Origin of the sequence: Acuticoccus sediminis (assembly GCF_003258595.1) — a bacterium.
Taxonomy (GTDB): Bacteria; Pseudomonadota; Alphaproteobacteria; order Rhizobiales; family Amorphaceae; genus Acuticoccus; species Acuticoccus sediminis.
The window spans coordinates 320,493-342,051 of the sequence record NZ_QHHQ01000006.1; the positions used below are offsets into that span (position 1 = coordinate 320,493).

At 70.1% G+C, this 21,559-nt stretch carries 16 protein-coding genes; 10 read left to right on the plus strand and 6 right to left on the minus strand.

The window, feature by feature from the left end:
- The 3 genes from queA to DLJ53_RS25470 all read left to right on the plus strand — a co-directional run bounded on the left by queA (position 1) and on the right by DLJ53_RS25470 (position 3,106).
- Positions 1 to 1,059, plus strand: a complete 1,059-nt coding sequence (queA, locus tag DLJ53_RS25460) for a tRNA preQ1(34) S-adenosylmethionine ribosyltransferase-isomerase QueA (protein WP_111350496.1) — start codon at positions 1 to 3, stop codon at positions 1,057 to 1,059.
- Positions 1,056 to 2,171: a tRNA guanosine(34) transglycosylase Tgt gene (gene tgt / locus DLJ53_RS25465; RefSeq protein WP_111350498.1), complete on the plus strand. Its 1,116-nt coding sequence runs from the start codon at positions 1,056 to 1,058 to the stop codon at positions 2,169 to 2,171. Before queA ends, tgt begins: the two co-directional genes overlap by 4 nt.
- A gap of 125 nt (positions 2,172 to 2,296) precedes the next feature.
- A complete protein-coding gene (locus DLJ53_RS25470; protein WP_111350499.1) occupies positions 2,297 to 3,106 on the plus strand; it encodes an SDR family NAD(P)-dependent oxidoreductase in 810 nt (269 codons plus the stop codon).
- Positions 3,107 to 3,234: 128 nt separating this feature from the next.
- Here the strand turns inward: DLJ53_RS25470 and eno are convergent, their stop codons facing one another.
- Positions 3,235 to 4,515, minus strand: coding sequence for a phosphopyruvate hydratase (gene eno, locus DLJ53_RS25475; protein ID WP_111350501.1), 1,281 nt, complete (start codon positions 4,513 to 4,515; stop codon positions 3,235 to 3,237).
- A 152-nt stretch (positions 4,516 to 4,667) separates the two neighbouring features.
- Positions 4,668 to 6,101: a glycosyltransferase family 4 protein gene (locus DLJ53_RS25480; RefSeq protein ID WP_111350503.1), complete on the minus strand. Its 1,434-nt coding sequence runs from the start codon at positions 6,099 to 6,101 to the stop codon at positions 4,668 to 4,670.
- 671 nt (positions 6,102 to 6,772) lie between these two features.
- Here DLJ53_RS25480 and DLJ53_RS25485 point away from each other — a divergent pair.
- From DLJ53_RS25485 to DLJ53_RS25510, 6 genes are all read left to right on the plus strand, one after another.
- The gene (locus DLJ53_RS25485) at positions 6,773 to 8,491 is read left to right on the plus strand and encodes a glycosyltransferase family 2 protein (protein ID WP_146620086.1); all 1,719 of its coding nucleotides are present in this window, start codon (positions 6,773 to 6,775) and stop codon (positions 8,489 to 8,491) included.
- A 20-nt stretch (positions 8,492 to 8,511) separates the two neighbouring features.
- On the plus strand, positions 8,512 to 9,303 hold the full coding sequence (locus DLJ53_RS25490) for an ABC transporter permease (protein ID WP_111350507.1): 792 nt from the start codon (positions 8,512 to 8,514) through the stop codon (positions 9,301 to 9,303).
- Positions 9,304 to 9,354: 51 nt separating this feature from the next.
- Positions 9,355 to 10,221 carry a UTP--glucose-1-phosphate uridylyltransferase GalU gene (galU, locus tag DLJ53_RS25495; protein ID WP_111350509.1) on the plus strand — a complete coding sequence of 289 codons (867 nt, stop codon included), beginning with the start codon at positions 9,355 to 9,357 and terminating at the stop codon, positions 10,219 to 10,221.
- 105 nt (positions 10,222 to 10,326) lie between these two features.
- On the plus strand, positions 10,327 to 10,737 hold the full coding sequence (locus DLJ53_RS25500) for a DUF4864 domain-containing protein (RefSeq protein ID WP_111350511.1): 411 nt from the start codon (positions 10,327 to 10,329) through the stop codon (positions 10,735 to 10,737).
- Between the two features lie 748 nt (positions 10,738 to 11,485).
- Entirely contained in the window at positions 11,486 to 11,926 is a 441-nt protein-coding gene (locus DLJ53_RS25505) for a universal stress protein (protein ID WP_111350513.1), read from the plus strand.
- A gap of 10 nt (positions 11,927 to 11,936) precedes the next feature.
- Positions 11,937 to 13,553 carry an alanine/glycine:cation symporter family protein gene (locus DLJ53_RS25510; RefSeq protein ID WP_111350515.1) on the plus strand — a complete coding sequence of 539 codons (1,617 nt, stop codon included), beginning with the start codon at positions 11,937 to 11,939 and terminating at the stop codon, positions 13,551 to 13,553.
- 65 nt (positions 13,554 to 13,618) lie between these two features.
- Here DLJ53_RS25510 and atzD read toward each other — a convergent pair whose 3' ends face one another.
- The 3 genes from atzD to DLJ53_RS25525 all read right to left on the minus strand — a co-directional run bounded on the left by atzD (position 13,619) and on the right by DLJ53_RS25525 (position 19,034).
- Positions 13,619 to 14,713 carry a cyanuric acid amidohydrolase gene (gene atzD, locus DLJ53_RS25515; protein WP_111350516.1) on the minus strand — a complete coding sequence of 365 codons (1,095 nt, stop codon included), beginning with the start codon at positions 14,711 to 14,713 and terminating at the stop codon, positions 13,619 to 13,621.
- A 4-nt stretch (positions 14,714 to 14,717) separates the two neighbouring features.
- Positions 14,718 to 17,060 (minus strand): xanthine dehydrogenase family protein molybdopterin-binding subunit, encoded by a 2,343-nt coding sequence (locus DLJ53_RS25520; RefSeq protein WP_111350518.1) that lies wholly within the window; start codon positions 17,058 to 17,060, stop codon positions 14,718 to 14,720.
- Between the two features lie 543 nt (positions 17,061 to 17,603).
- Positions 17,604 to 19,034: a dihydroorotase gene (locus DLJ53_RS25525; RefSeq protein ID WP_111350519.1), complete on the minus strand. Its 1,431-nt coding sequence runs from the start codon at positions 19,032 to 19,034 to the stop codon at positions 17,604 to 17,606.
- Positions 19,035 to 19,206: 172 nt separating this feature from the next.
- Between DLJ53_RS25525 and DLJ53_RS25530 the strand changes: the two genes are divergently transcribed.
- Complete coding sequence (locus tag DLJ53_RS25530; RefSeq protein ID WP_111350521.1) at positions 19,207 to 19,986, plus strand: SDR family NAD(P)-dependent oxidoreductase; 780 nt, start codon at positions 19,207 to 19,209, stop codon at positions 19,984 to 19,986.
- A gap of 38 nt (positions 19,987 to 20,024) precedes the next feature.
- Here the strand turns inward: DLJ53_RS25530 and DLJ53_RS25535 are convergent, their stop codons facing one another.
- Entirely contained in the window at positions 20,025 to 21,524 is a 1,500-nt protein-coding gene (locus tag DLJ53_RS25535; RefSeq protein WP_111350522.1) for an amidohydrolase family protein, read from the minus strand.
- Positions 21,525 to 21,559: the final 35 nt, after the last annotated feature.

Genomic DNA, 21,559 nt, shown 5'->3' on the forward strand with positions numbered 1-21,559 from the left:
TTGAGCGCCGCTGCGAGCGAGGGCGACACCCTCGCGGACTACGACTACGACCTGCCGGACGGGGCCATCGCGCTCCGCCCGGCCGTGCCGCGCGACGCGGCGAGGCTCCTCGTCTCCCGCCCGGGCGAGGCGATCGGCGACCATATCGTGCGCGACCTGCCCGGGCTGCTGCGTCCCGGCGACCGGCTCGTCGTCAACGACAGCCGCGTCGTGCCCGCGCGCCTCACGGGCGAGCGCGTGCGCGGCGACAGCGTCTCGCGGGTCGAGCTGACGTTGCTGGCGGAGGATCCGCCCGGCACCTGGCGCGCGTTCGCCAAGCCGGCCAAGCGTGTCGCCCCGGGCGACATCCTGCGCTTCACCGACGGCGGCCGCATGGTCGAGGCGGAACTCCTCTCCCGCGCGGGGCCCGAGGTGCGCGTGCGCTTCGCCGATGATCCGCTCGCCGTCGGCTCCATGCCGCTGCCGCCGTACATCGCTGCCAAGCGCGCCCCGGACGCGCAGGACACCACCGACTACCAGACCGTCTACGCCGACCCCGCCGGCTCCGTCGCGGCCCCGACCGCCGGGCTCCATTTCACCGAGGACCTGCTGGCCGCGCTCGAACGCGCCGGCATCGCCCTGTCGCGCGTCACGCTGCACGTCGGGGCAGGGACCTTCCTGCCCGTGAAGGTGGAGCGCCTCGACGCACACGAGATGCATGCCGAGACCGGCACCGTCACCGCCGGAACCGTCGCCGAGATCGCCGCCACGAAGGCCGCGGGCGGGCGGGTGATCGCCGTCGGCACCACGGCGCTGCGCATCCTGGAGAGTGCCGCCGTCGGCGGAACGCTCGCGCCGTTCGAGGGCGAGACGCGGCTCTTCATCCGTCCGGGCTTCCGCTTCAACGTCGTCGACGCGCTGATGACGAACTTCCACCTGCCGCGCTCCACGCTGCTGATGCTGGTGGCCGCGCTCGTCGGCCTGCCGCGGATGCACGCGATCTACGACCACGCCCTCGCCGAGGGCTACCGCTTCTACTCCTACGGCGACGCCTCGCTCCTCTTCCCGGACAAGTCATGAGTTTCCAGCTTCTGCACGTCGACGGTGGCGCCCGGCGCGGGCGCCTGGTGACGCCGCACGGCACCGTCGAGACGCCGACCTTCATGCCGGTCGGCACCCAGGCCACCGTCAAGACGATGCTGATGCGCGACGTGGAATCCACCGGCGCGCAGGTCGTTCTGGGCAACACCTACCACCTGATGCTGCGCCCCGGAGCGGACCGGGTGGCAGCGTTCGGCGGGCTGCACCGCTTCATGAACTGGCCGCACACGATCCTCACCGATTCCGGCGGCTTCCAGGTCATGTCCCTGTCGGCGCTGCGCAAGATCGATGCGGATGGCGTGACCTTCAAGAGCCATGTCGACGGCTCGATGCACCGTCTGACGCCCGAGTCGGCCGTCGACATCCAGCTCAAGCTGGGCGCCGACATCCAGATGCAGCTCGACGAATGCGTCCGCCTCCCGGCCGACGCCGAGGCGATCGCGCGGTCCGTGACGATCAGCCTCGACTGGGGCGCCCGCGCGCGCCGCACCTTCCTCGAGGCGGGGACCGGGCGGCTGCAGTTCGGCATCGTCCAGGGCGGCACGGACCCGTCGGAGCGGGCACGTTCGGCCGAGGGCCTCGTCGCCATCGGCTTCGACGGGTATGCCATCGGCGGGCTCGCGGTCGGCGAACCGCAGGCGGACATGTTCGCCACGATCGACGTGACGGAGCCCTCGCTCCCGGCGACCTCGGCCCGCTATCTGATGGGGGTCGGGACGCCCGGCGACCTCATCGGCGCCGTCGCGCGCGGGATCGACATGTTCGACTGCGTGATGCCCACCCGCGAGGGACGCCACGGGATGGCGTACACGTCCGAGGGCAAGATCAACCTCAAGAACGCGCGCTTCGCGACGGACGACACGCCGCTCGACCCGGCGATCGACTGCCACGCCTCGCGTGAGTACTCGCGCGGCTACCTGCACCACCTGGTGAAGGTCGGCGAGCCGCTCGCCGCGACGCTGATCTCCTGGCACAACATCGCCTACTACCAGCGCCTGATGGCGGACCTGCGCGACGCCATCGCCGCCGGCCGCTTCGCCGAGGAGCGCGCCCGCCTCGCCGCCATCTGGGGAGGTGGCGAGGACACCTGACCGGCTGATGAGGCGTTCCGGATGGCAGGGCGGGCGGCGGTGAAAAATTCCTCCGGCGCCCGACCACCGGCCGCCGCAAGCGTTTAAGCTCCCCCGAAAATCAGCCGCATAGGGAAGGGGATGCGATGACGGAACGCTATCTGGAGGGAAAGACCGCCCTGGTCACCGGCTCGGTCCAGGGGATCGGCCTCGCCATCGCCAAGGCGCTCGGCTCGGCCGGGGCGCGCGTCGCCGTCCACGGCCTCGTCACCCACGACGACGGTGCGAGGGCCGAGGCGGCGATCCGCGAGGCCGGCGCGCCGGAGACCCGGTTCTACGGCACCGACATGCGCGACCCGGACGCCATCGACGCGTTGATGCACGAGGTCTCGATCTGGGGCGGGCCGGACATCCTCGTCAACAACGCCGGAATCCAGAAGACGGTCTCCCTCAGGGAGGCCACCCGCGAGACGTGGGAGATGATCCTCGCGGTCAACCTCTCCGCCGCATTTCACACGATGCGCCTCGCGATGCCGGGGATGGGGGAGCGCGGCTACGGGCGCGTCGTCAACATCGCCTCCGTCCACGGCCTCGTCGCATCGGTCGAGAAGGCGCCCTACGTCGCCTCGAAGTTCGGCCTCGTCGGCCTCAGCCGGGTCGCGGCGCTCGAATACGCGGCGGCGGGCAGCAAGGCCTCCGGCGGCGTCACCGTCAACTGCATCTGTCCCGGCTGGACCGAGACGGCCATCCTCACGCCGCAGATCGAGGCGCGCGCCGCGGAGTACGGCGGAGACCGGGATGCCGGCATCGCGAGCCTTCTTGCCGAGAAGCAGCCCACCCGGCGATTGTCCGACCCCTCGGAGATCGGCGCGCTGGCGCTCTGGCTCTGCAACCCCGTCGCGCACAACATCACCGGGACGTCGATCCCCGTCGACGGCGGCTGGACGACCCAGTAACGGCCCGTCGCCCCGGCGGTCAGGCTCGCGAGCCCCGGCGGCCGAAATGAAAACGCCCCGCGGCCGTCCTCCGGAGGAGGGAGCCGCGGGGCGTTCTGGCGTGAGCCCCGACGAGCGGGGCTGCCGGACTACTCCGAGCGGAGCGGCAGGCCGTGGGCGCCGTAGCGGGCGGAGGAGCCGAGCTGCTCCTCGATGCGCAGGAGCTGGTTGTACTTCGCCGTGCGGTCGGAGCGGGCGAGGGAGCCGGTCTTGATCTGACCGCAGTTCGTGGCGACCGCGAGGTCGGCGATCGTGGAGTCCTCGGTCTCGCCCGAACGGTGGCTCATCACCGCCGTGTAGCCGGAGCGGTGCGCCAGCTCCACGGTGTCCAGCGTCTCGGTCAGCGTGCCGATCTGGTTGACCTTCACGAGGATCGAGTTGGCGATCTTCCTGGAGATGCCCTCGGCCAGCCGCGTCTCGTTGGTCACGAAGAGGTCGTCGCCGACGAGCTGGCACCTGGAGCCGATCCGCTCCGTCAGCAGCGCCCAGCCGTCCCAGTCGTCCTCGCCCATGCCGTCCTCGATCGAGATGATCGGGTAGGCGTCGACGAGCTCGGCGAGGTAGTCGACCATCTTGGCCGGCTGCAGCGTGCGCTGCTCGCCTTCCAGGCGGTACTGGCCGTCGGCCACCAGCTCGGTCGAGGCGCAGTCGAGGGCGATGAAGACGTCCTCGCCCATCCGCGCGCCGGCCGAGGCGGCGGCTTCCATGATGATGTCGAGCGCGGCCTTGGCCGACGGGATGTTCGGCGCGAAGCCGCCCTCGTCGCCGACGTTGGTGTTGTGCCCGGCCTGCTTCAGCTTGGACTTCAGGGCGTGGAAGATCTCCGCGCCGGCCCGCAGCGCCTCCGAGAAGGAGGGGTAGCCGACGGGCATCACCATGAACTCCTGGAAGTCGATCGGGTTGTCCGCGTGGACGCCGCCGTTCAGGATGTTCATCATCGGGGTCGGCAGCACGGTCGCGTTGACGCCGCCGACATAGCGATAGATCGGAAGCTGCGCCGAGGCCGCCGCGGCCCGCATGGTCGCGAGCGAGACGCCCAGGATCGCGTTGGCGCCGAGCCGGCTCTTGTTCTCGGTGCCGTCGAGCGCGATCATCGTCTCGTCGATGTCACGCTGACGCTCGGCGTCGAGACCGGAGAGTGCGTCGAAGATTTCGCCGTTGACGGCCTCGACCGCCCCGGCGACTCCCTTGCCGCCGTAGCGCTCGTCGCCGTCGCGACGTTCCACGGCCTCGTAGGCGCCGGTGGATGCACCCGAAGGGACAGCCGCGCGGCCCATCGCGCCGTCTTCCAGCGTGACGTCGACCTCGACCGTCGGGTTGCCGCGGCTATCGAGAATTTCCCGGCCGACGATGTCAATGATTGCGGTCAAGCGGTTCCCCCTTGCCTCACACACACGTTTCCCGCGTGTGATAGCGGATGCGCCGCACCGGTCAAAGGTCAGATTGCGCCCCGGGCCGAGAGTCCACCCCTGCGGCGCCCGTCCGGCGGACGCCGGCGGCGGAGCGGGGGCCGGGGGAGGGGCTAGAGCAGCGTGCGGGAGGGGGAGACGCCGAGGAGGCTGGCGGCGAAGGTCGGCCGGCGCCGGGCCGGAACGTAGATCTTCGGCTGCACCTGGCCGACTTCCTCGATGAAGTTACGCACGTCGCGGAAGTGGTCGGACCACTGCGGCGGCTCGTAGCGCCTCGCCCGCTCCAGCGCGGCGGCGCGGCGCGGCGAGTTCTTCTCGGCATACTCGATCACGGCGCGGCGCCACGAGGGACCGTCCAGCGGGTCGATCAGCTCGGCTGCGTTGCCGACGATCTCGCGGAAGACCGGGATGTCGGAGGCGATGACAGGGGTGTTCACCGACAGCGCCTCTGTGACGGGCATGCCGAAGCCTTCCACGAAGGAGGGCATCAGGACCGCCGTCGCGTTGCGGCGCAGGAGGTCGAGCGCGGCGTCGGGGACGGCACCGGCCTCGTAGACGTGGCTAGAGAGCTGGCGGACGCGGTCGAGCACGGCGATGGGGGTCTGCGCCTCCCACCCGCGCTTGCCGGCGATGATGAGCTTCGGTGCCGCGTGGCCGAGGTCGTCCACCAGCCGGCGCCACACGTTGAGGAGCAGCATGTGGTTCTTGCGCGCCTCGATCGTCGAGACGACGAGGAAGTAGGGCGAATCGACCAGCGGCGGCAGCGCGCAGTCGTGCCGCGCCGGCTCCGAGCCGATGTGCGACACGGTGATCTTCGGCGGCTTCGGGCCGAGATACTGGCGCAGCCGCGCGGCGCTGTAGTGCGAGCTGGAGATGATGCCGTCGGCGTGCTTGGCGAGCGTCTCCACCCGCGCGGCGCAGGTCGTCGCGGTGCCGGGGCGCACGAACTCGGGGAAATCGAGCGGGATGAGGTCGTGGCAGACGTTGACCATCCGCACGCCGGGGAAGGCCTTGATGCGCTCGATCGGAGCCGGACGCTCGAGCCGGTCCAGCGAGGCGCGCAGGTAGATCACCGGGCGGTCGCGGTGGTTCTGGCGCAGCAGCGGGGTGAGCGGCTCGCGCGCCCAGCTCGCCGACATGTGCTGCGCCCAGGTGGCGATCGGCGAGCGGCTGGTCTGCTGCCCCGTCACGCCGCGGCGGGAGCGGCGCAGCTCGCGCTCCTCCTTCGACAGGTAGCCGAGGCGGGGGGCGGTCGGCGAACCGTCGCCGGCGAGGAACTCGTTGACGTTGAGGATCGCGCTTTCGGCGGAGAAGCCCTGGGCACCGGCGTCCCACGTGGCCTCCTGCCGTTCCAGGAACTGCGGCACCGCAGCGTCCGCGATCATGCGCACGCTCTGCATGGTGACGACGAATCGGACGTCCGCGCTGCTGAGCCCGTGCAGCCACTTGGCGTAGGCCAGCTCGACGCGCTCGATCCCGGTCGGCGCCGAACGGCCCGAGGCCGAAACCAGTCTGGTCAGATCAAAAAGGATCAGCGGTCGGGTCAAGTTACGCTGCCCTGCCTTCGTTGCATCCGCGCGAGCGTCCTACACCCAACTGTAAATAAACCCAACTCCGGATATGCTGTGCAATCATCACATCATCCTCGGATACGCGGACCCGGCTTCGTTAGCCCGAAAGCGATTAAGCCAGATCGCCGCATCCGTCGACCTTAAGTATAGGCAAGGTACGACCTATCGTCACCTGGCGTTGGGAATTCGTACAGGACAACCACGGTATTTCAAGGCACGCTAGTTCGATACGAGTGTTGCAACCGTTAACTGATGCAAACAGCACTGAAAGCAGATACTTATATCGGCAGGGCGAAAGGCGCGGTGCAGGCACACCCGTGGAGCGAACCGTGCCGCACACTAGCAGTCATTCGCGCAGTATAAAACTTGATTATTGTTGGCGTTTCGGTGGACCAGCCGCCACGCCGCCCCCGCCGATCCTTCGCTCGAACCGCCCGCACCGGCATCAGGACCCACACGGCCCCGACCGACACTGGACACCCTCGAATGGATGAGATGCCCTTCGCGTTCCGATACAGCCGTAAGTCAGTGTGGCGGGAATGTCGCATGCCGCGAGGTGGATCGTACACGAACGAGTCAGCAGTCGTCCCGGCCGACGGCGGACGCGGCCCGGCGGCGTCCGAGCATCCCTGCAACGGAGGCCGTCCTTGACGGCGAGTGCCGGGCACCGGGAGGCGGCCACGGCGGCGCACGAGGCATGCGCGAGGCTCGCGCCGCGCGCCGTCACCCGGCTGGCGTTGCCGCTTCCGGCAGGGACATGGCGGGTGGCGCTGGCGGCCGACGGGGCGGTCGGTCTCGCCGCCGTCACGGCTCTCGGCGCCATCCGCGTCCGCATCCACGCGGGCGCGGCGGTGATCGCCCTCGACGCCCCGATCGACGGGTTCGACGTCTGGCCGCTCGACGAGCCGGTGGCGGACGTAAAGGCGGTGGCCGTGCCCCTGCCGCCCTGGGACACCCTGACGCCGGACTGGCGCCTCGGTCCGGTGCGCCAGCCGCCCCGCGCGGAGACGGCGCCGCGGACACGGCCGGAGACGCCGGCCGGCTGGACCGGCGTCCGCATCGCCGAGGCCGAGGCGGTGACCGTCGCGGGCAATCGCTTCGCCGTCGCCGAGAACGGCATCCTCAGCCTCGAACTGACGCCGCCGCGGGGGCCGGGGCCGGTTCTCGTCACGGGCGAATTCCGCGACGAGACGGGGGCGCCGGCCTGGGTCGAGCCGCAGGTCCTCGCCGTCGACGCAGCCTCGCCGCGCACGCGCCTCGCAGCCATGCGCCGCGAGGCCGGGGCGACCCACTCCGCCGTCGTTCATCTCTCCGGGACGACGCCGCGCCTGCTCCTGCGCCCGCGCGAGTACGCGGGAACGGTCGTGATCGACCGGCTCGTGCTGCGGCCCTTGTCGCCGCCGGAGCGCGCCGCCCGCGCCGGCGCCAGGTTGGCCCGAGAGGCCGCGTCGCGGTGGCAGGTGCCGCGCGTCGGGGGAGGGCGGGCGGCTCGCACGCCGCGACATCCGGCCCGCGCGGCGGCACCCGCCGTGACGGTCGTGACCGCAACGCGGGACGCGCCGCACCACCTGACGCGCTTTCTCGCGACGATCCGCGCGACCGACTATCCGGGGGTGCAGCTCGTCCTCGTCGACAACGGCTCGCGTGACGCCGAAGCGCTGCGCCTCCTCGCCGAGGCGGAAGGGCGGGGCGCGACGGTGCTGCGCGACGAGCGGCCGTTCAACTTCGCCGCCCTCAACAACCTCGGCGCCCGGTCCGCAGCCGGCGACATACTGGTTTTCGCCAACAACGACATCGAGTTCACCGAGCCGGGCTGGCTCCACGCGCTGGTGGAGGCCGTCGAGGCGCCGGGCGTCGGCGTCGCGGGCGCCCGGCTCCTCTATCCCGACGGGCGGGTCCAGCACGCCGGCCTCGTGCTGGCGGGCGAGGCGCGGGTGCGACACGCCGAGCGCTTCCTGTCCGGGCGTGCGCCGGGGTATCAGGGGCGTCAGCGTCGGCGAAGCGAGGTCGTCGGCGTCACCGGCGCGCTGATGGCCATCCGCCGCAGCCTCTTCGATGCGCTCGGCGGCTTCGACGCAGCGCGCTACGCAGTGCTGTTCAACGACGTGGACCTCTGCCTGCGGGTGCGGGCCAGAGGGCTCGCCAACGTGCTGGTGCCGGGCAGTCTCGCCTTGCACCACGAGTCGGCGACCATCGGCCAGCGTCGCACCACGGGCCTGTTTGCGAGGGGGGGCGAGATCTGGCAATACGAACGTGCGGTAGAGGGCCATCGCTTTCGCCAGGACTGGGCCGACATGCTTGACGCCGACCCCTTCTATCCGCCGCAGTTTGATCCGCTCGACGCTCGGTTCCGCCGGCGCGTCTGAGATCGTCACAAGGAAATTGTATGCCGGCTGTGGGTGAAGCGGTCTTCAGGTCCGCCGGGGTGATCTACGGTGTTGCCGCGCGCGAGGGCCAGTCGAGGGGAGCCGAGTCACCGGTCGGCATCTTCTCCCTCGTGCTCGAACCGCTCGCCACGCTGGGGATGATGACGATCATCTTCTCCTACATCCGGCTGCGCACGGCCGGGCTGGGCGACTACATCATGCTCTTCCTGATGACCGGTATCGTGCCGCTCTCGGTGTTCCGCGGTTCGGTGAGCAGCGGCGACCGGACGTACAATCGCATGAAGCGCAGCCTGGTCCTGCCGGGGATCCAGCCGATCGACCTCGTTCTCGGCGGCATCTTCGTCCAGTTCCTCGCGGTGATGGGCCTGTATACCATCATCACCTTCTTCTTCCACTTCTTCTACAACACGTCGTCGCCGGAGTTTTTCTGGCTTTCCATCATTCCAGCAGCTGGTAACGCATGTATCGCGTTCGGCTTCTGCATGCTGAACATGGTAATCAAACTCTATTTCAAATTCTGGGCGACAATATTTGGAATTATTACCGGTCCGTTGAATATTGTGTCGGGCATGTTCTACACGGCCGACCATATTCCGCTGACAATGAAAAAAGTTCTCTATTATAATCCATTTATGCATTCCACGGAGCTGATGCGGACATTTTATTTCCCTGACTACACCAGCCATTTTTTCGACCCATACTATTATGGGGGTTGGGTTGTCGGGAGCATTGTTGTCGGATTGCTTCTCGAGCGCGCATATCGGTATCGTTTGTTGCAAGCGACCGTGTAATAAACGCGTCGGCTCCAGCCGGAGCCGTCCTAACGAGACAAAGGCAATGTGATGCAACCCGTCCGCAAAGCCGTCCTGCCCGTGGCAGGCCTTGGAACCCGTTTCCTGCCTGCCACCAAAGTCATGCCGAAGGAGATGTTGACCGTCGTCGATCGACCCGTCCTGCAATATGTCGTCGACGAGGCCCGGGAAGCCGGGATCGAGCAATTCATCTTCGTGACCGGGCGCGGCAAGAACGTGATCGAGGATCACTTCGACACGGCCTTCGAACTGGAAGCGACCCTTGCCGAGCGCGGCAAGACCGGACCGCTGGAGCAGCTTCGCGCCGAGCTCCCGGCCGCCGGCAACGTCTCCTTCACGCGCCAGCAGGCGCCCCTCGGACTCGGCCATGCGGTCTGGTGCGCCCGTGAGCTCGTCGGCGACGAGCCCTTCGCCCTGCTGCTGCCGGACGTCATCATCAAGAACGAGCGCGGCGTGATGGCGCAGATGATGGACGTCTACAACGAGTTCGGCAGCAACGTCATCGCGGTGGAGGAGGTCGCCCCGGAGCGCACCGACCAGTACGGCGTGGTGGAGATCTCCGGCGGCGGCGACGTGTTCGACGTCACCGGCATGGTCGAGAAGCCAAAGGCCGGGACCGCGCCGTCGAACCTCATCATCACCGGCCGCTACATCCTGAAGCCGCGCATCTTCGACCTCCTTGCCAAGCAGGAGAAGGGCGCGGGCGGGGAGATCCAGATCACCGACTCGATGCTGACCCTGATGCGCGAGGACGGCTTCAAGGGCCTTCGCTTCCAGGGCACCACGTACGACTGCGGCTCGAAGATCGGCTTCCTGGCGGCCAACCTGGCCTACGGCCTGTCGCGTCCGGACCTGGGGCCGGAGCTGACGGAGGTCGCCAAGGGACTTCTGAAGTAAAATCCGGCCGCTTCGGTGGTGGATACGAACGTTCGGCTGGTTTGACATTGCGGGCCATTTGGCCCGCAATTTGCGAGTCACGGTCTCGTCGAGCGGGAGTGCCCCATGAAGTGGATGAAGTCCCTCGTTGTGCTGACGTTCATCGGCCTGTCCAGCGCGGCCCACGCCGATTCCGACGCGGTCCGCGCGACGATCCTCGGACAAATGAACGCGCTGCGGGCCGGCGACGCGGAGTCGGCCTACGCCTACGCCGCCCCCGACCTGAAGCGGCTGTTCCCGACGGCGGAGCGGTTCATCTCCATGGTGCGCAAGGGCTATGCGCCGGTGACGCACGCCAGTGCGCCGCGTTTCCTGCGCAGCCAGTCCAAGGCGGACGGCACCTTCGCCCAGGAGGTGGCCTTCCGTGACAACGAGGGCCAGCCCTGGCGCGCGCTCTACATGCTGGCACGCCAGCCCGACGGCGAATGGCGCATCACCGGCTGCTATCTGCGGAAGGTGGAAGGCACCGACGCCTGACCCCGCCGATGCCTGACCGCGCCGGAATCTGCGCCGGAATCTGACCCAGCCTGCGCCTGACCCGTCGGTGCCGGGCGCCCCGGCCCTCCGCGGACAGCGACGCGGGGGAGACCGCACCCCGCCCGTCACGGATCCGCACGGTCCTCCTGAGCGCGGCATTCGCAGACATGGCGCCGCGTGAGGCCATCTGCGCCGACAGATCCGACCAAAATGCCGATGGATGCGGACGCGGTGCCGGTTCGGCCGGTGCTGTTCGCATCGCTCGACCGCCGGAGCGGTTCGAGGGGAGACGCCCGCCGGCCGCACCGATCCCCGTCGGTCGGCGCCGGACCTTGTGTCCGGACGCGATGCGGCCTGACCGCCCCCCATCTCTCATCCTGAACGACGCGCCGGCCACGCGCCGGCCAGCCACCGGCGACGGCCGCCGGCCGTCCCGCACCCATGGGGGCGGGTGCCGGGATGCCCTTCGGGCGGCTGCCGGGGGAATACGGGAGCATCCGCGGGTTTCCGGCCGGCCGGGTCACTCGCGAGGCACCGCATGCCCGGCGAATGGGCGCGCCTCCGTCGAACCGCCGGGAATCGCGTGTCTCTTCGGCCCCGCCCGCATGCGGACGATTTGAGCAATCCTGCGCAGGATTTTTCGCGCGGTTGACCCATAATATTTCGCCATAGGTGAAGTAATTGGCAGATTCGTAAATCACACTCGACACTAGAGAATGGTGTTCTCAACTCGGAGGAGGCGTCTTCGATGCCAAAGACCACGATCCTTGTCGGTCTCGACGGGACCGAGCAAGGCGACAAGGTCCTCGAGTTCGCAAAGACGCGACTGGGCCAGATCGACGATTGTCTTCTCCTGATATGCTACGTGATCGAATGGTCACCGTTCGCCTTCCAGACAGCGGAGGAAAATGAAAAGCGCCACGCGCGGCGGGAGGAAGAGCTTCGGGTCGCGCAAGAACGTATCATCGACCCCGCCGTTTCTCAGGTCGCTGCCGAGGGATACACCGTGAAGGGCATCGTCCAGCACGGTCACGCCGCCGAAGTCTTGGAAGCGATCGCCAACGAGTACGGCGCCTCCCAGATCGTCATCGGACGTCACTCGGCGCGCAGCGTGCGCGAGCACGTGTTCGGCAGCGTCAGCGTGCGTCTCGCCGCGTCCTCTCCCGTCCCCGTCACCATCATTCCCTGAGGGTCCCGCCATGAGCTTTTTCCGTCGTGCCGCCCGCACAACCCTGCTCGCCGCGGCTCTCGCTCCGATCTGCGCCGCCGCGGCCCGCGCCCAGGAGGCCGCCGACGCGGCCGAAGCGGCGCCCGGCATCGACCAGATGGTCAACGACGTGTTCACCTCGTCCACCGGCTGGTTCGTCTCGCTCATCTTCTCCAACGTGCCGGGAACGAACTTTCCGTGGATCGTCGGCTGGCTCGTCGTCGCCGCCGTCGTCTTCACGGTCTACTTCCGCGGTATCCAGCTCTGGGGCTTCGGCCACGCCATCCGCCTCGTGAAGGGGGACTACTCGAACCCCAAGGACTCCGGCGAGGTCAGCCACTTCCAGGCCCTCGCCACGGCGCTCTCCGGCACCGTCGGCCTCGGCAACATCGCCGGCGTTGCCGTGGCGGTCGGCATCGGCGGGCCGGGCGCGACGTTCTGGATGATCCTCGCCGGCGTACTCGGCATGGCGACGAAGTTCACCGAGTGCACCCTCGGAGTGAAGTATCGCAACGAGTACCCGGACGGCACCGTCTCCGGCGGGCCGATGTACTACATGCGCAAGGGCTTTGCCGAACGCGGCATCTCCGGCGGCTCGATCATGGCGATCGTGTTCTGCATCTTCACGTTGGGCGGCTCGATCGGCGGCGGCAACATGTTCCAGGCCAATCAGGCCCACGCGCAGCTCGTCAACGTGACCGGCGGGGCGGACAGCTTCCTCGACGGGCGCGGCTGGATCACCGGGCTGATCCTCGCCGCGGTGGTCTTCCTCGTCATCGTCGGCGGCATCAAGTCGATCGCGCAGGTGACCGAGAAGGTGGTGCCGTTCATGGGCGTCCTCTACGTCGCCACCGCGCTCATCATCATCCTCATCAACTACCAGCAGATCGGCTGGGCGATCGGGCAGATCTTCGCCGGCGCGTTCACCGGGCTCGGCGTCGCCGGCGGCATCGTCGGCGCGCTGATCCAGGGCTTCCGCCGCGCCGCCTTCTCCAACGAGGCGGGCGTCGGCTCGGCGGCGATCGCGCATTCGGCGGTGCGCACCAAGGAGCCGACCACCGAGGGCGTCGTCGCTCTGCTCGAGCCGTTCATCGACACCGTGGTGATCTGCACCATGACGGCGCTCGTCATCGTCATCTCGGGCGCGCTGCAGGTCGACCCGGAGACGGGGCTCTACGTCGTCCAGGACGGCAAGATCGCGACCGAGGGCGGGGTGACCGGCGTGGAACTCACCTCGGCGGCCTTCGCGACGGGCCTCACGTGGTTCCCCTACATCCTCGCCGTCGCAGTGGTGCTCTTCGCCTTCTCGACCATGATCTCGTGGTCGTACTACGGCCTCAAGGCGTGGACATATCTCGTCGGCGAGGGGAAGGTGCGCGAGCTGGTCTACAAGGTCGCGTTCTGCGTCTTCACGGTGATCGGCGCGGCCGCGCAGCTCGGCGCCGTGATCGACTTCTCCGACGCCATGATCTTCGCGATGGCGGTGGTGAACATCATCGCGCTCTACCTGCTGATGCCGATCGTGAAGGCCGAGGTCACGTCCTATTTCGAGCGGTTGCGGTCCGGCGAGATCAAGCGCTTCAAGGGCGGCGTCCAGCCCGCCGAATAGAGGCGGAGGGGCCTCCGGACCGAAAGGCGCCCGCGATCCGGGCGCCTTTTGCGTGAGCCGGCCGCTCAGTCGCGCCGGACGATGACCGCGACCGGCCCGCCGCCGTCCGGCCCCTGATGCTCCGCCCCGCCCGAGACGTAGATCTCGGCATGTCCGACCACCCCGGCGAGGACGCCGCCGACGAAGCCGCGGGCATGCCGCGTCGCGGCGATGTCGCTGTCGTCCAGCATCGTGTGGCGGAAGCCGCGCAGGCGCCCGGTGGACGACGCCTCGGCCTTGGCGAGCAGCGCCACCACGCGGCGATCGCCGCCGACCGTCAGCCCCTGCCGGGCGAAGAGCCCGAGGACGCCGGAGAGGTCGACCGCGTCCGCCATGACCGCGCTGTCGATGGTGAGCGGTCCCGACCACCCCGCCGAGCGGCCGAGCACCACGATCTCGTTGCTCATCAGCTCCACCCCCGACGACGCGCTGGCGCGGCGCGAGAAGAGGCCGAAGTCCGCCCCGATGGCGGCCTCGCTCACGTCGCCCTCCGCCACCTCGCCCAGCGCCAACGCGATCCCGAGCGAGGAGGCGCCGCGCGAGAGGCCCATGGACTTCAGCGTGTCGGCCGTGCGCGGCGGGGTCCCGCGGCGCGCCGCATAGGCCGCCCGTTCGGCCGTCACCAACGGGCACTTCACCTGCACGAAGTGGACGTCGTCCGGCGAGACGATCCCGGCGTTCGCCATCGCGGTCCGCACCCCCGCCGCGACCGCCTCGACCTGCGCCATCCGGCCGATCTCCTCTGGTGCCATCGGCGGGGTGACGTGGACGCCGATGGCGAGGGCCTTGTCCGCCCTGTCCCCGGGCGGCGTGGCGGCGTCGAGCGCCTCGAACACCAGCCAGTGCGGTGCGAGCGCGCCCTCGGTGCCGCCGGACATGACGAGGGCGACCCGCTCCACCGCGTCCGCGGCGAGATGTCCCTTCAGCATGTCCCGCAGCGCGCGCACCGCGAAGGCGCGCGTGAAGTCGTTGACGCAGCCGTTGCCCTCGGTCTTGCCGAAGACGGCGCGGATCGCGGCGGGGTCGATCGTCCCGGCCGCGATCGCGGCCTCGATCGGCGCCACGTCGTCGGGAGCGGCCATCGAGAGGCGCGTCACGCGGGCCTCGCGCAGTGTGGTCATCGGATCAGCCTTTCCGTGCCGACTGGAGGGCGTTCCACACCACGAGCGGGGTCGCCGGCAGCTCGGTGACCGCTGCGCCCACGGGGGCCAGCGCATTGTTGATGGCGCACAGGATCGCGGCCGGGGCGCACGAGGCGCCCGCCTCGCCGACCCCGCGCGGCGCGAAGCCGTCCCCCGGGAGCGGGGGGACGTGGAGGACCTCCACCGGCGGCACCATGTCGGCGCGCGGCATGGCGTAGTCCATGAACGAGCCGGTGAGGGGCTGGCCGGCGTCGTCCATGCGGACCGCCTCGTAGAGCGCCTGGCCGAGGCCCTGGACCGCGCCGCCCGTGATCTGCGCGTCGACGCTCTGCGGATTGACGAGCGTCCCGGCCTCGTGCGCCGCCATCAGCCGCTCCACCTCGACCGTCCCGGTGTCCGGGTCGATGGCGACCACCGCCGCGAAGGCGGCCGAGGCGTTCATCGCATCCGCCGGCGGCACGTGGCGCCCGACCACGGTGAGGCCGGCTTCGTGCTCCGGCGGCAGCAGGTGGGGCTTGAAGTGGCAGAGCCGGGCGAGCTCCGCCAGCGACATCAGCGCCGTGCCGTCGGTGGTGACGACCTGCCCGCCGGACAGCTCCAGCTCCGCCGCGTCGCGCTGGTGGAGGAGGGCGGCGGTCGCGAGGAGCCGCTCGCGCAGCCGCTCGGCCGCGTTGCGCGCGGCCTGCCCGCCGACCGCTGTCCCGCGCGAGCCGAACGCGCCGCCGCCATAGGGCGAATGCGCGCTGTCGCCGGAGGTGACGGCGACGTCGTCCGGAGCGATGCCGAGCGTCCCGGCGACCACCTGGGCCAGCATCTGGTCGCTGCCCTGGCCCTGGTCCGTGTTGCCGGTCGCGAGCCGCACCACCCCGGACGGCTCCATCTTCAGGACCGCCGTCTCGGTGCAGGCGATGTTGACGTCGCCGTCGCCGTAGTAGCGCGAGCCGTTGGCCGTCAGCTCCAGCAGGCAGGCGACGCCGACGCCGCGCAGGCGCCCGTCCGCGGGCCGCGGCAGCTCGGCGAGGCGCCGCTCGATGAGGTCGAGGCATTCGGCCATCCGGTAGCGCTCGACGACGATCCCGCCCGGAGTGGTGACGGGCCCGGCGGAGAGGTCGTGCAGGTGCCGGCGGCGGAAGGCGATGGGGTCCTCGCCGCACGCGCGGGCGGCGGCGTCCATCAGCGCCTCGGTGATGACGCACGCGACCGGGTGCCCGACGCCGCGATAGTGCCCGAGCGGCGGCCGGTTCTGGAACGCCAGCGTCCCGTCGTAGGCGACCGCCGGAACCGCGTAGGGCGCGCCGAAGAGACGCGAGGTCTGGCCCGCCTCGCCGAAGCTGGTGCGCGGGAAGAGGCCGAACGCGCCGACACCGCAGACGTCGGTCAGCCGCAGCGCGGCGACGCGCCCGTCCGCGCCGATCTCGACGTGGCCGGTGAGGTCGTGGTCCCGCGCCTGACCGTCCGAGATCAGGCTCTCGTTGCGCGTGACGACGAAACGCACCGGCCGGCCGAGCTTCACCGAGGCGCAGACCGCCGCCATCTCGTCCTTGTGGAGCTGCTGCTTGAGGCCGAACGCCCCGCCGACATCGTCGCACAGCACCTGCACCTTGTGCTCGGGGATGCCGAGGAGGCGCGAGTAGACGTCCTGCATCTGGTGCGGGTGCTGGTGCGACTGGCGCACGAAGAGCGTGCCCTCGGCCGGGTCGTAGTGCGCGAGGAGGCCGCGCGTCTCCATCGGCTGCGGCGCCACGCGGGCGAGCGACAGGTGAACCGTGTGGCGGGTGCCGCCGGGGGCGGGCGGGGCGTCCCGGGCGATCCGCGCGTGAAGGTTCGCCGGCGAGGCCGCGCCGAGCTCCGGGTGCAGCACGGGGGCGGACGCGCCGAGCGCATCCGTCGCGGCGATGACCGGGTCGAGGCCGGCGACCGACACCTCCACCAGCTCTGCCGCGTCCCGCGCCGCATGGGCCGTCTCTGCGACGACGACCGCGATCGGCTCGCCGACATAGCGGATCACGCCGCGCGCGAGGGCGAACTCCTGCGGCACCCGGGCCTGTCCGAAGACCTGGTGCGTCGCGCGCCACGGCGCGCACAGCCCGTCGAAGTCCCCGGCGGTGAAGACCGCGACGACACCTTCCGCGCCGCGAGCCGCCGTCGTGTCGACGGCCTCGATGGTGCCGTAGGCCTCCGCCGCCCGCACCACGGCGGCGTGGAGGGTGTCGGGGTGGGCGACGTTGGCGACGAACCGGCCTCTGCCGCGCACCAGCCGGTCCCAGCGCCGGTTGGGGAGCGAACGCCCCACCGCGGTCTGTCGTGTCGGGGAAACGGTATCCATGGGCGGGAAAATCCAAATTGCATGCCAACCCGGGTGGCGGGAGGCCGCCCCGGGCTGGGGCCGGTGGCGTCGGTGGCTCGGCCCGGTCCCGTTGTCGGGACCGGGATCGGTTGCGGGCAAGGCCGAAGCCTCCGGCGGGCTCGGGACCCACCAGCGATCAGGTCCCGCCTGACCGTCGAAGCCGCCATCGCGCTGTCCCCCTGGCAGCGTCCGGGACCCGGTGCAAGGGCAAGCGGCTTCGCCGGCCTCCGGCCCCTTGCACCGGGTCCCGGACACTGCCTTACGGGGGGCGCGACGGCGGCTCCGACGATCAGGCTCCCGCCCCGGATTGCGTGGGCGCCGGGGAGGGTGAACGCGGTACCCGGCCGGGGAATCTGGCGGACGTCCGCGCCGGGAACAGCGGGCGCTGCCTGTCGCTCCGGCCCGGGCGCCCCATCCCCGCGGGAACGTCCGGGCGTCGATGAACGTGCAGTCCGGTCTGGCGGGCCCCCGCGGTCCCGCCTCCCGGGAGAGGCGGGCGCAACGGCGGCGGCTCCCCTTCGCTCAGAGCGAGGGGGCGGGGGAGGCGCCGCAGAGGGTGGCGAGCTGCGTGTCCACGTTGCGCGGGGCGGGCTCGGGCATCGCGGGCCGCACCGCACGGCCCCAGCCCTTCTCGCCGAGGATCTCGCCATCGCGCATCACCGGCTTGCCGCGCACGAGCGTCGCCACCGGCCAGCCCTTCACCTTGCGGCCCTCGAACGGCGAGACCTTGCCGCGGGACTGCAGCCGCGCCGCCGACAGCGTCTCGACCCGGTCGAGGTCGACGAGGACGAGGTCGGCGTCGGCGCCCGGCACCAGACAGCCCTTCTTGCCGTAGAGGCCGAAGGCGCGCGCCGGGTTGGCCGACGAGGCCTGCACGTAGCGCTGCAGCGAGAAGGCGCCCTCAGAGGCGAGCGTAAGCATCAGCGGGAGCTGCGATTCCAGCCCCGGGAAGCCGCAGGCCATGTCCCAGATCGTCGCCCCGTCCTTCTCCTCCGGCGTGTGCGGGGCGTGGTCGGTCGCGATGATGTCGATCAGGCCGGACGCGAACGCGTCCTTCAGCGGACCCTGCTGCGCCCGCTCGCGGATCGGCGGGTTCATGCGGGCGACGTGACCGCCCGGCGCATCCATGTCCTCCACGCCGAGGGTCAGGTACTGCGGCAGCGTCTCGACCGTGACATCCACCCCGCGCGACTTGAAGAAGGAGATGTAAGGCAGGCTCCTGGCGCAGGATTCGTGCACGATGTGGATCCGCGCGCCCGTCCACTCGGCGAAGATGCAGCTCTTCGACAGCGCCTCCAGCGCCACGACGTCGGTCCGGGCGAGGAGGTGGTCGATGGGCGCGTTGCGCCCGGCCGCCTTCAGCCGGTCCTCCCGCCAGAAGAGAATGGGCGAGTTCTCCGCGTGGATCGAGCAGCGAAGGCCCAGGCGGGAGAGGATCTCGAAGCCCTCCAGCACCGCCCCGTCGGACGGGCAGGGAAGGTTCCCCGTGGTGTTGCCGAGGAACAGCTTGAAGCCGATCACCCCGGCCCTTGCCATCGGCTCCAGGTCGGCGAGGTTGTGCTCGGCGAGGACGCCGTAGATGCCGAAGTCGACGCAGGACTTCTCCGCCGCGAGGGAGCGCTTCAGCTCGTAGGTCTCGACGTTGTGGACCGGCGGGCTTGTGTTCGGCATCTCGAAGACGGTGGTGACGCCGCCCATCGCCGCCGCGCGCGAGCCGGTCTCCCAGTCCTCCTTGTGGGTCATCCCCGGCTCGCGGAAGTGCACGTGGATGTCGATGACGCCGGGCAGGACGTGGAGCCCGGTGGCGTCGATGCGCTCGGCGGCCGGGGGCATGTCGCCGTCGGCGCCGATCGCCACGATGGTCCCGTCGCGTACCGCGATCGAGGCGGTGAAGGTCGCCGTCTCGGTGACGACGGTCCCGTTGGCGATGACGAGGTCGGCCGCGTCTGTCATGGGTGTCTTCGTATCCTGTCGCTATGGCGCTGTGTTTCTGCAACAAATGCGCCGCTCGTGCGCGGGCCCGGTCCGGTCATCCACCGGATCGGCGTCCGCGCTGTCACACGTTCGGTATGGGCGTCGGTCCCCGGGAAGGGGCGATGCATGCCATTTGGAGTTTCTAGCACCCATGCTGCTGTCGCAACGAATCGCTTTCGTCACCGGTCCCGCCAAGGGAATGGGGGAGGCGGTGTCGCTGTCCCTCGCGGACGAGGGTGCCGACCTCGCGCTGGTCGGCCGCGACCTCGCGCCCATCGAGGAGGTCGCCGGCAAGGTCCGCGAGCGGGGCCGCCGTGCCGTCGTGATCGGCTGCGACGTGACCGACCCCGCCGACGTGGACGCGGCGGTCGCCCAGGCTGCGGAGGCGCTCGGTCCGGTCGACATCCTGGTGAACGTCGCGGGCGGGCGCGGTCCGATCGGCAAGTCGGGTGTCGAGACGACGCCGGAGGAGTTCGACGACATCATGCGGCTCAACGTCACCGGCTGCTTTCTGACGATGCGGGCGCTGCTGCCGGGGATGATGGAGCGGCGCTACGGCAAGATCGTCAACATCGGCGGAACGTTCGGGCTCCGCGGCCGGGCCGGCCGGCTCTCCTACAGCGCCTCGAAGTGGGGCATGCGCGGCCTGACGAAGAGCTTCGCGCTGGAGGCGGGGCCCTTCAACGTCAACGTCAATTCCGTCTGCCCGGGCATGGTCGAGGGGCCGCGGTTCGAGAAGGTGTGCGCCGAGATGGCCGAGCGGCTCGGCGTCTCCCTCGACGAGGCGAAGGCGAACCACGCCGCCGACTATGCGCTGAAGCGCGTCTCGACGGCGCAGGACGTCGCCGACGCGGTCGTCTTCCTCGCCTCCGAGAAGTCCCGGCAGATCACCGGCCAGGACCTCGCGGTGGACGGCGGCTGGGTGATCTGAGGCGGCGCCGTCGCCGCCGTTCCCGGGAGTGCCGCGGGTCAGGAGAGGGTGGCGATGCGGCAGGGCCCGCAGCCGTCGGTCATGATGCGCTTCACCATCTTCGTCAGGCCGGGGCGGAAGTTCTCGGCCCGTTCGAGGGCTGCGGCGTTGTCGCGGGCGAGCCGGGCGGCCGTCTCATGGGCTTCGCCGAGGATGGCGTCGCCGTCGAACCGGGTCGCCTTGCCGTCCTTGAGGACGTGCTCGCCGGCGATGAAGACGTCGGTAACGCCGGCGCCGGTCTCGTAGAAGACGATCTGCGGCGCGATGTGGCCGCGGGGACTGAGGGCGAGGGACCTGCCGTCGAGGAGCGTGATGTCGGCGAGCTGGCCGGCGACGAGCTCGCCCACCTCACCGGCGCGGCCGAGGACACGAGCACCGTTGACCGAGGCCATGCGCAGGGCCGCCGGGGCCTTCAGCCAGCGGTCAGGGTCGGCTTCGGAAATGCGCGGAAGGAGGGCGGCGAGGCGCACCTTCTCGAACATCGACATATGGCCCGCGTTGAGGCCGTCCGAGCCGAAGGCGACGGGGACACCGGCGTCGATCAGCTTCAGGAGCGGCTGGAGGCCGGAGCCGAGAATGAGGTTGCTCGCCGGGTTGTGGACGACGTTGACGCCCGCCTCGGCGGTCGCCTCGAGGTCCTTGTCGGTGAACCAGATGAAGTGGGCGAAGGACGACTTCGGCCCTGCGAGGCCGCAGTCGGCGAGGTAGGCGACGAAGCCCTCCGGCCGGTCTGCCGACATCGCGTACTGGGTCTTCGCCTCGAGCAGGTGCGTGTGGTTGCCGATGTCCCACTCCGCGCAGAAGGCGCCCGCGCGGCGCAGCAGGCTCTCCGAGCAGCGCTGCGGGCTGTCGATGCCGAGCATCAGGGACACCCGGTCGTGGGCGTTCCAGCGGGGGAGCGCGCCCGCCATCATCTCGAAGAACGGGTCTGGGTCCTGGGGCGTTGCGGGAAGCTGGGCCCTTAGGTCCTCGTCGAGCTCGCCCTCCAGCGGCACCGTCTCCAGGAAGGGGCGGTCGGAGAACATCGGCGCGACGGCCGCGCGCACGCCCGCGTCGGCGTACGCCTGGCAGACGGCGTCGAGCGCCTCGGGGGTGTGGCGCGGGCGGTGGGAGTAGTGGTCGAGGCAGGCGGTGGTGCCGGTCTTCAGCATCTCGAGCGCGGCGATCTGCGCCGAGACGTAGACATCGCGCGCCGAGCGGGCCCCGGCGGCGAGGATCGCCTGGACCATGAAGACGTCGAGCGGGTCGGTGTCGACCGTGCCCTTGAGGAGCGCCGCGTAGGAGTGGGTGTGGCAGTTGGCGAGGCCCGGCATCGCGACGCGGCCGGTGGCGTCGATCGTCGTGACGGTGGCATCGTCCGGAGGGCTGAACTCGCCTTCGATGCCGGCGTAGGCGATGCGGCCGTCGGCGATCCAGAGGTCGCCGTTCTCGTAGACGGTGTTCGTCGGGTCGGCGGTGACGATCGTCGGCCCGGCGAGATGGGTGAAATGTGCGCTCATGGGAAGGGCTTTAGCTCATCGCGGGACGTCTTGTC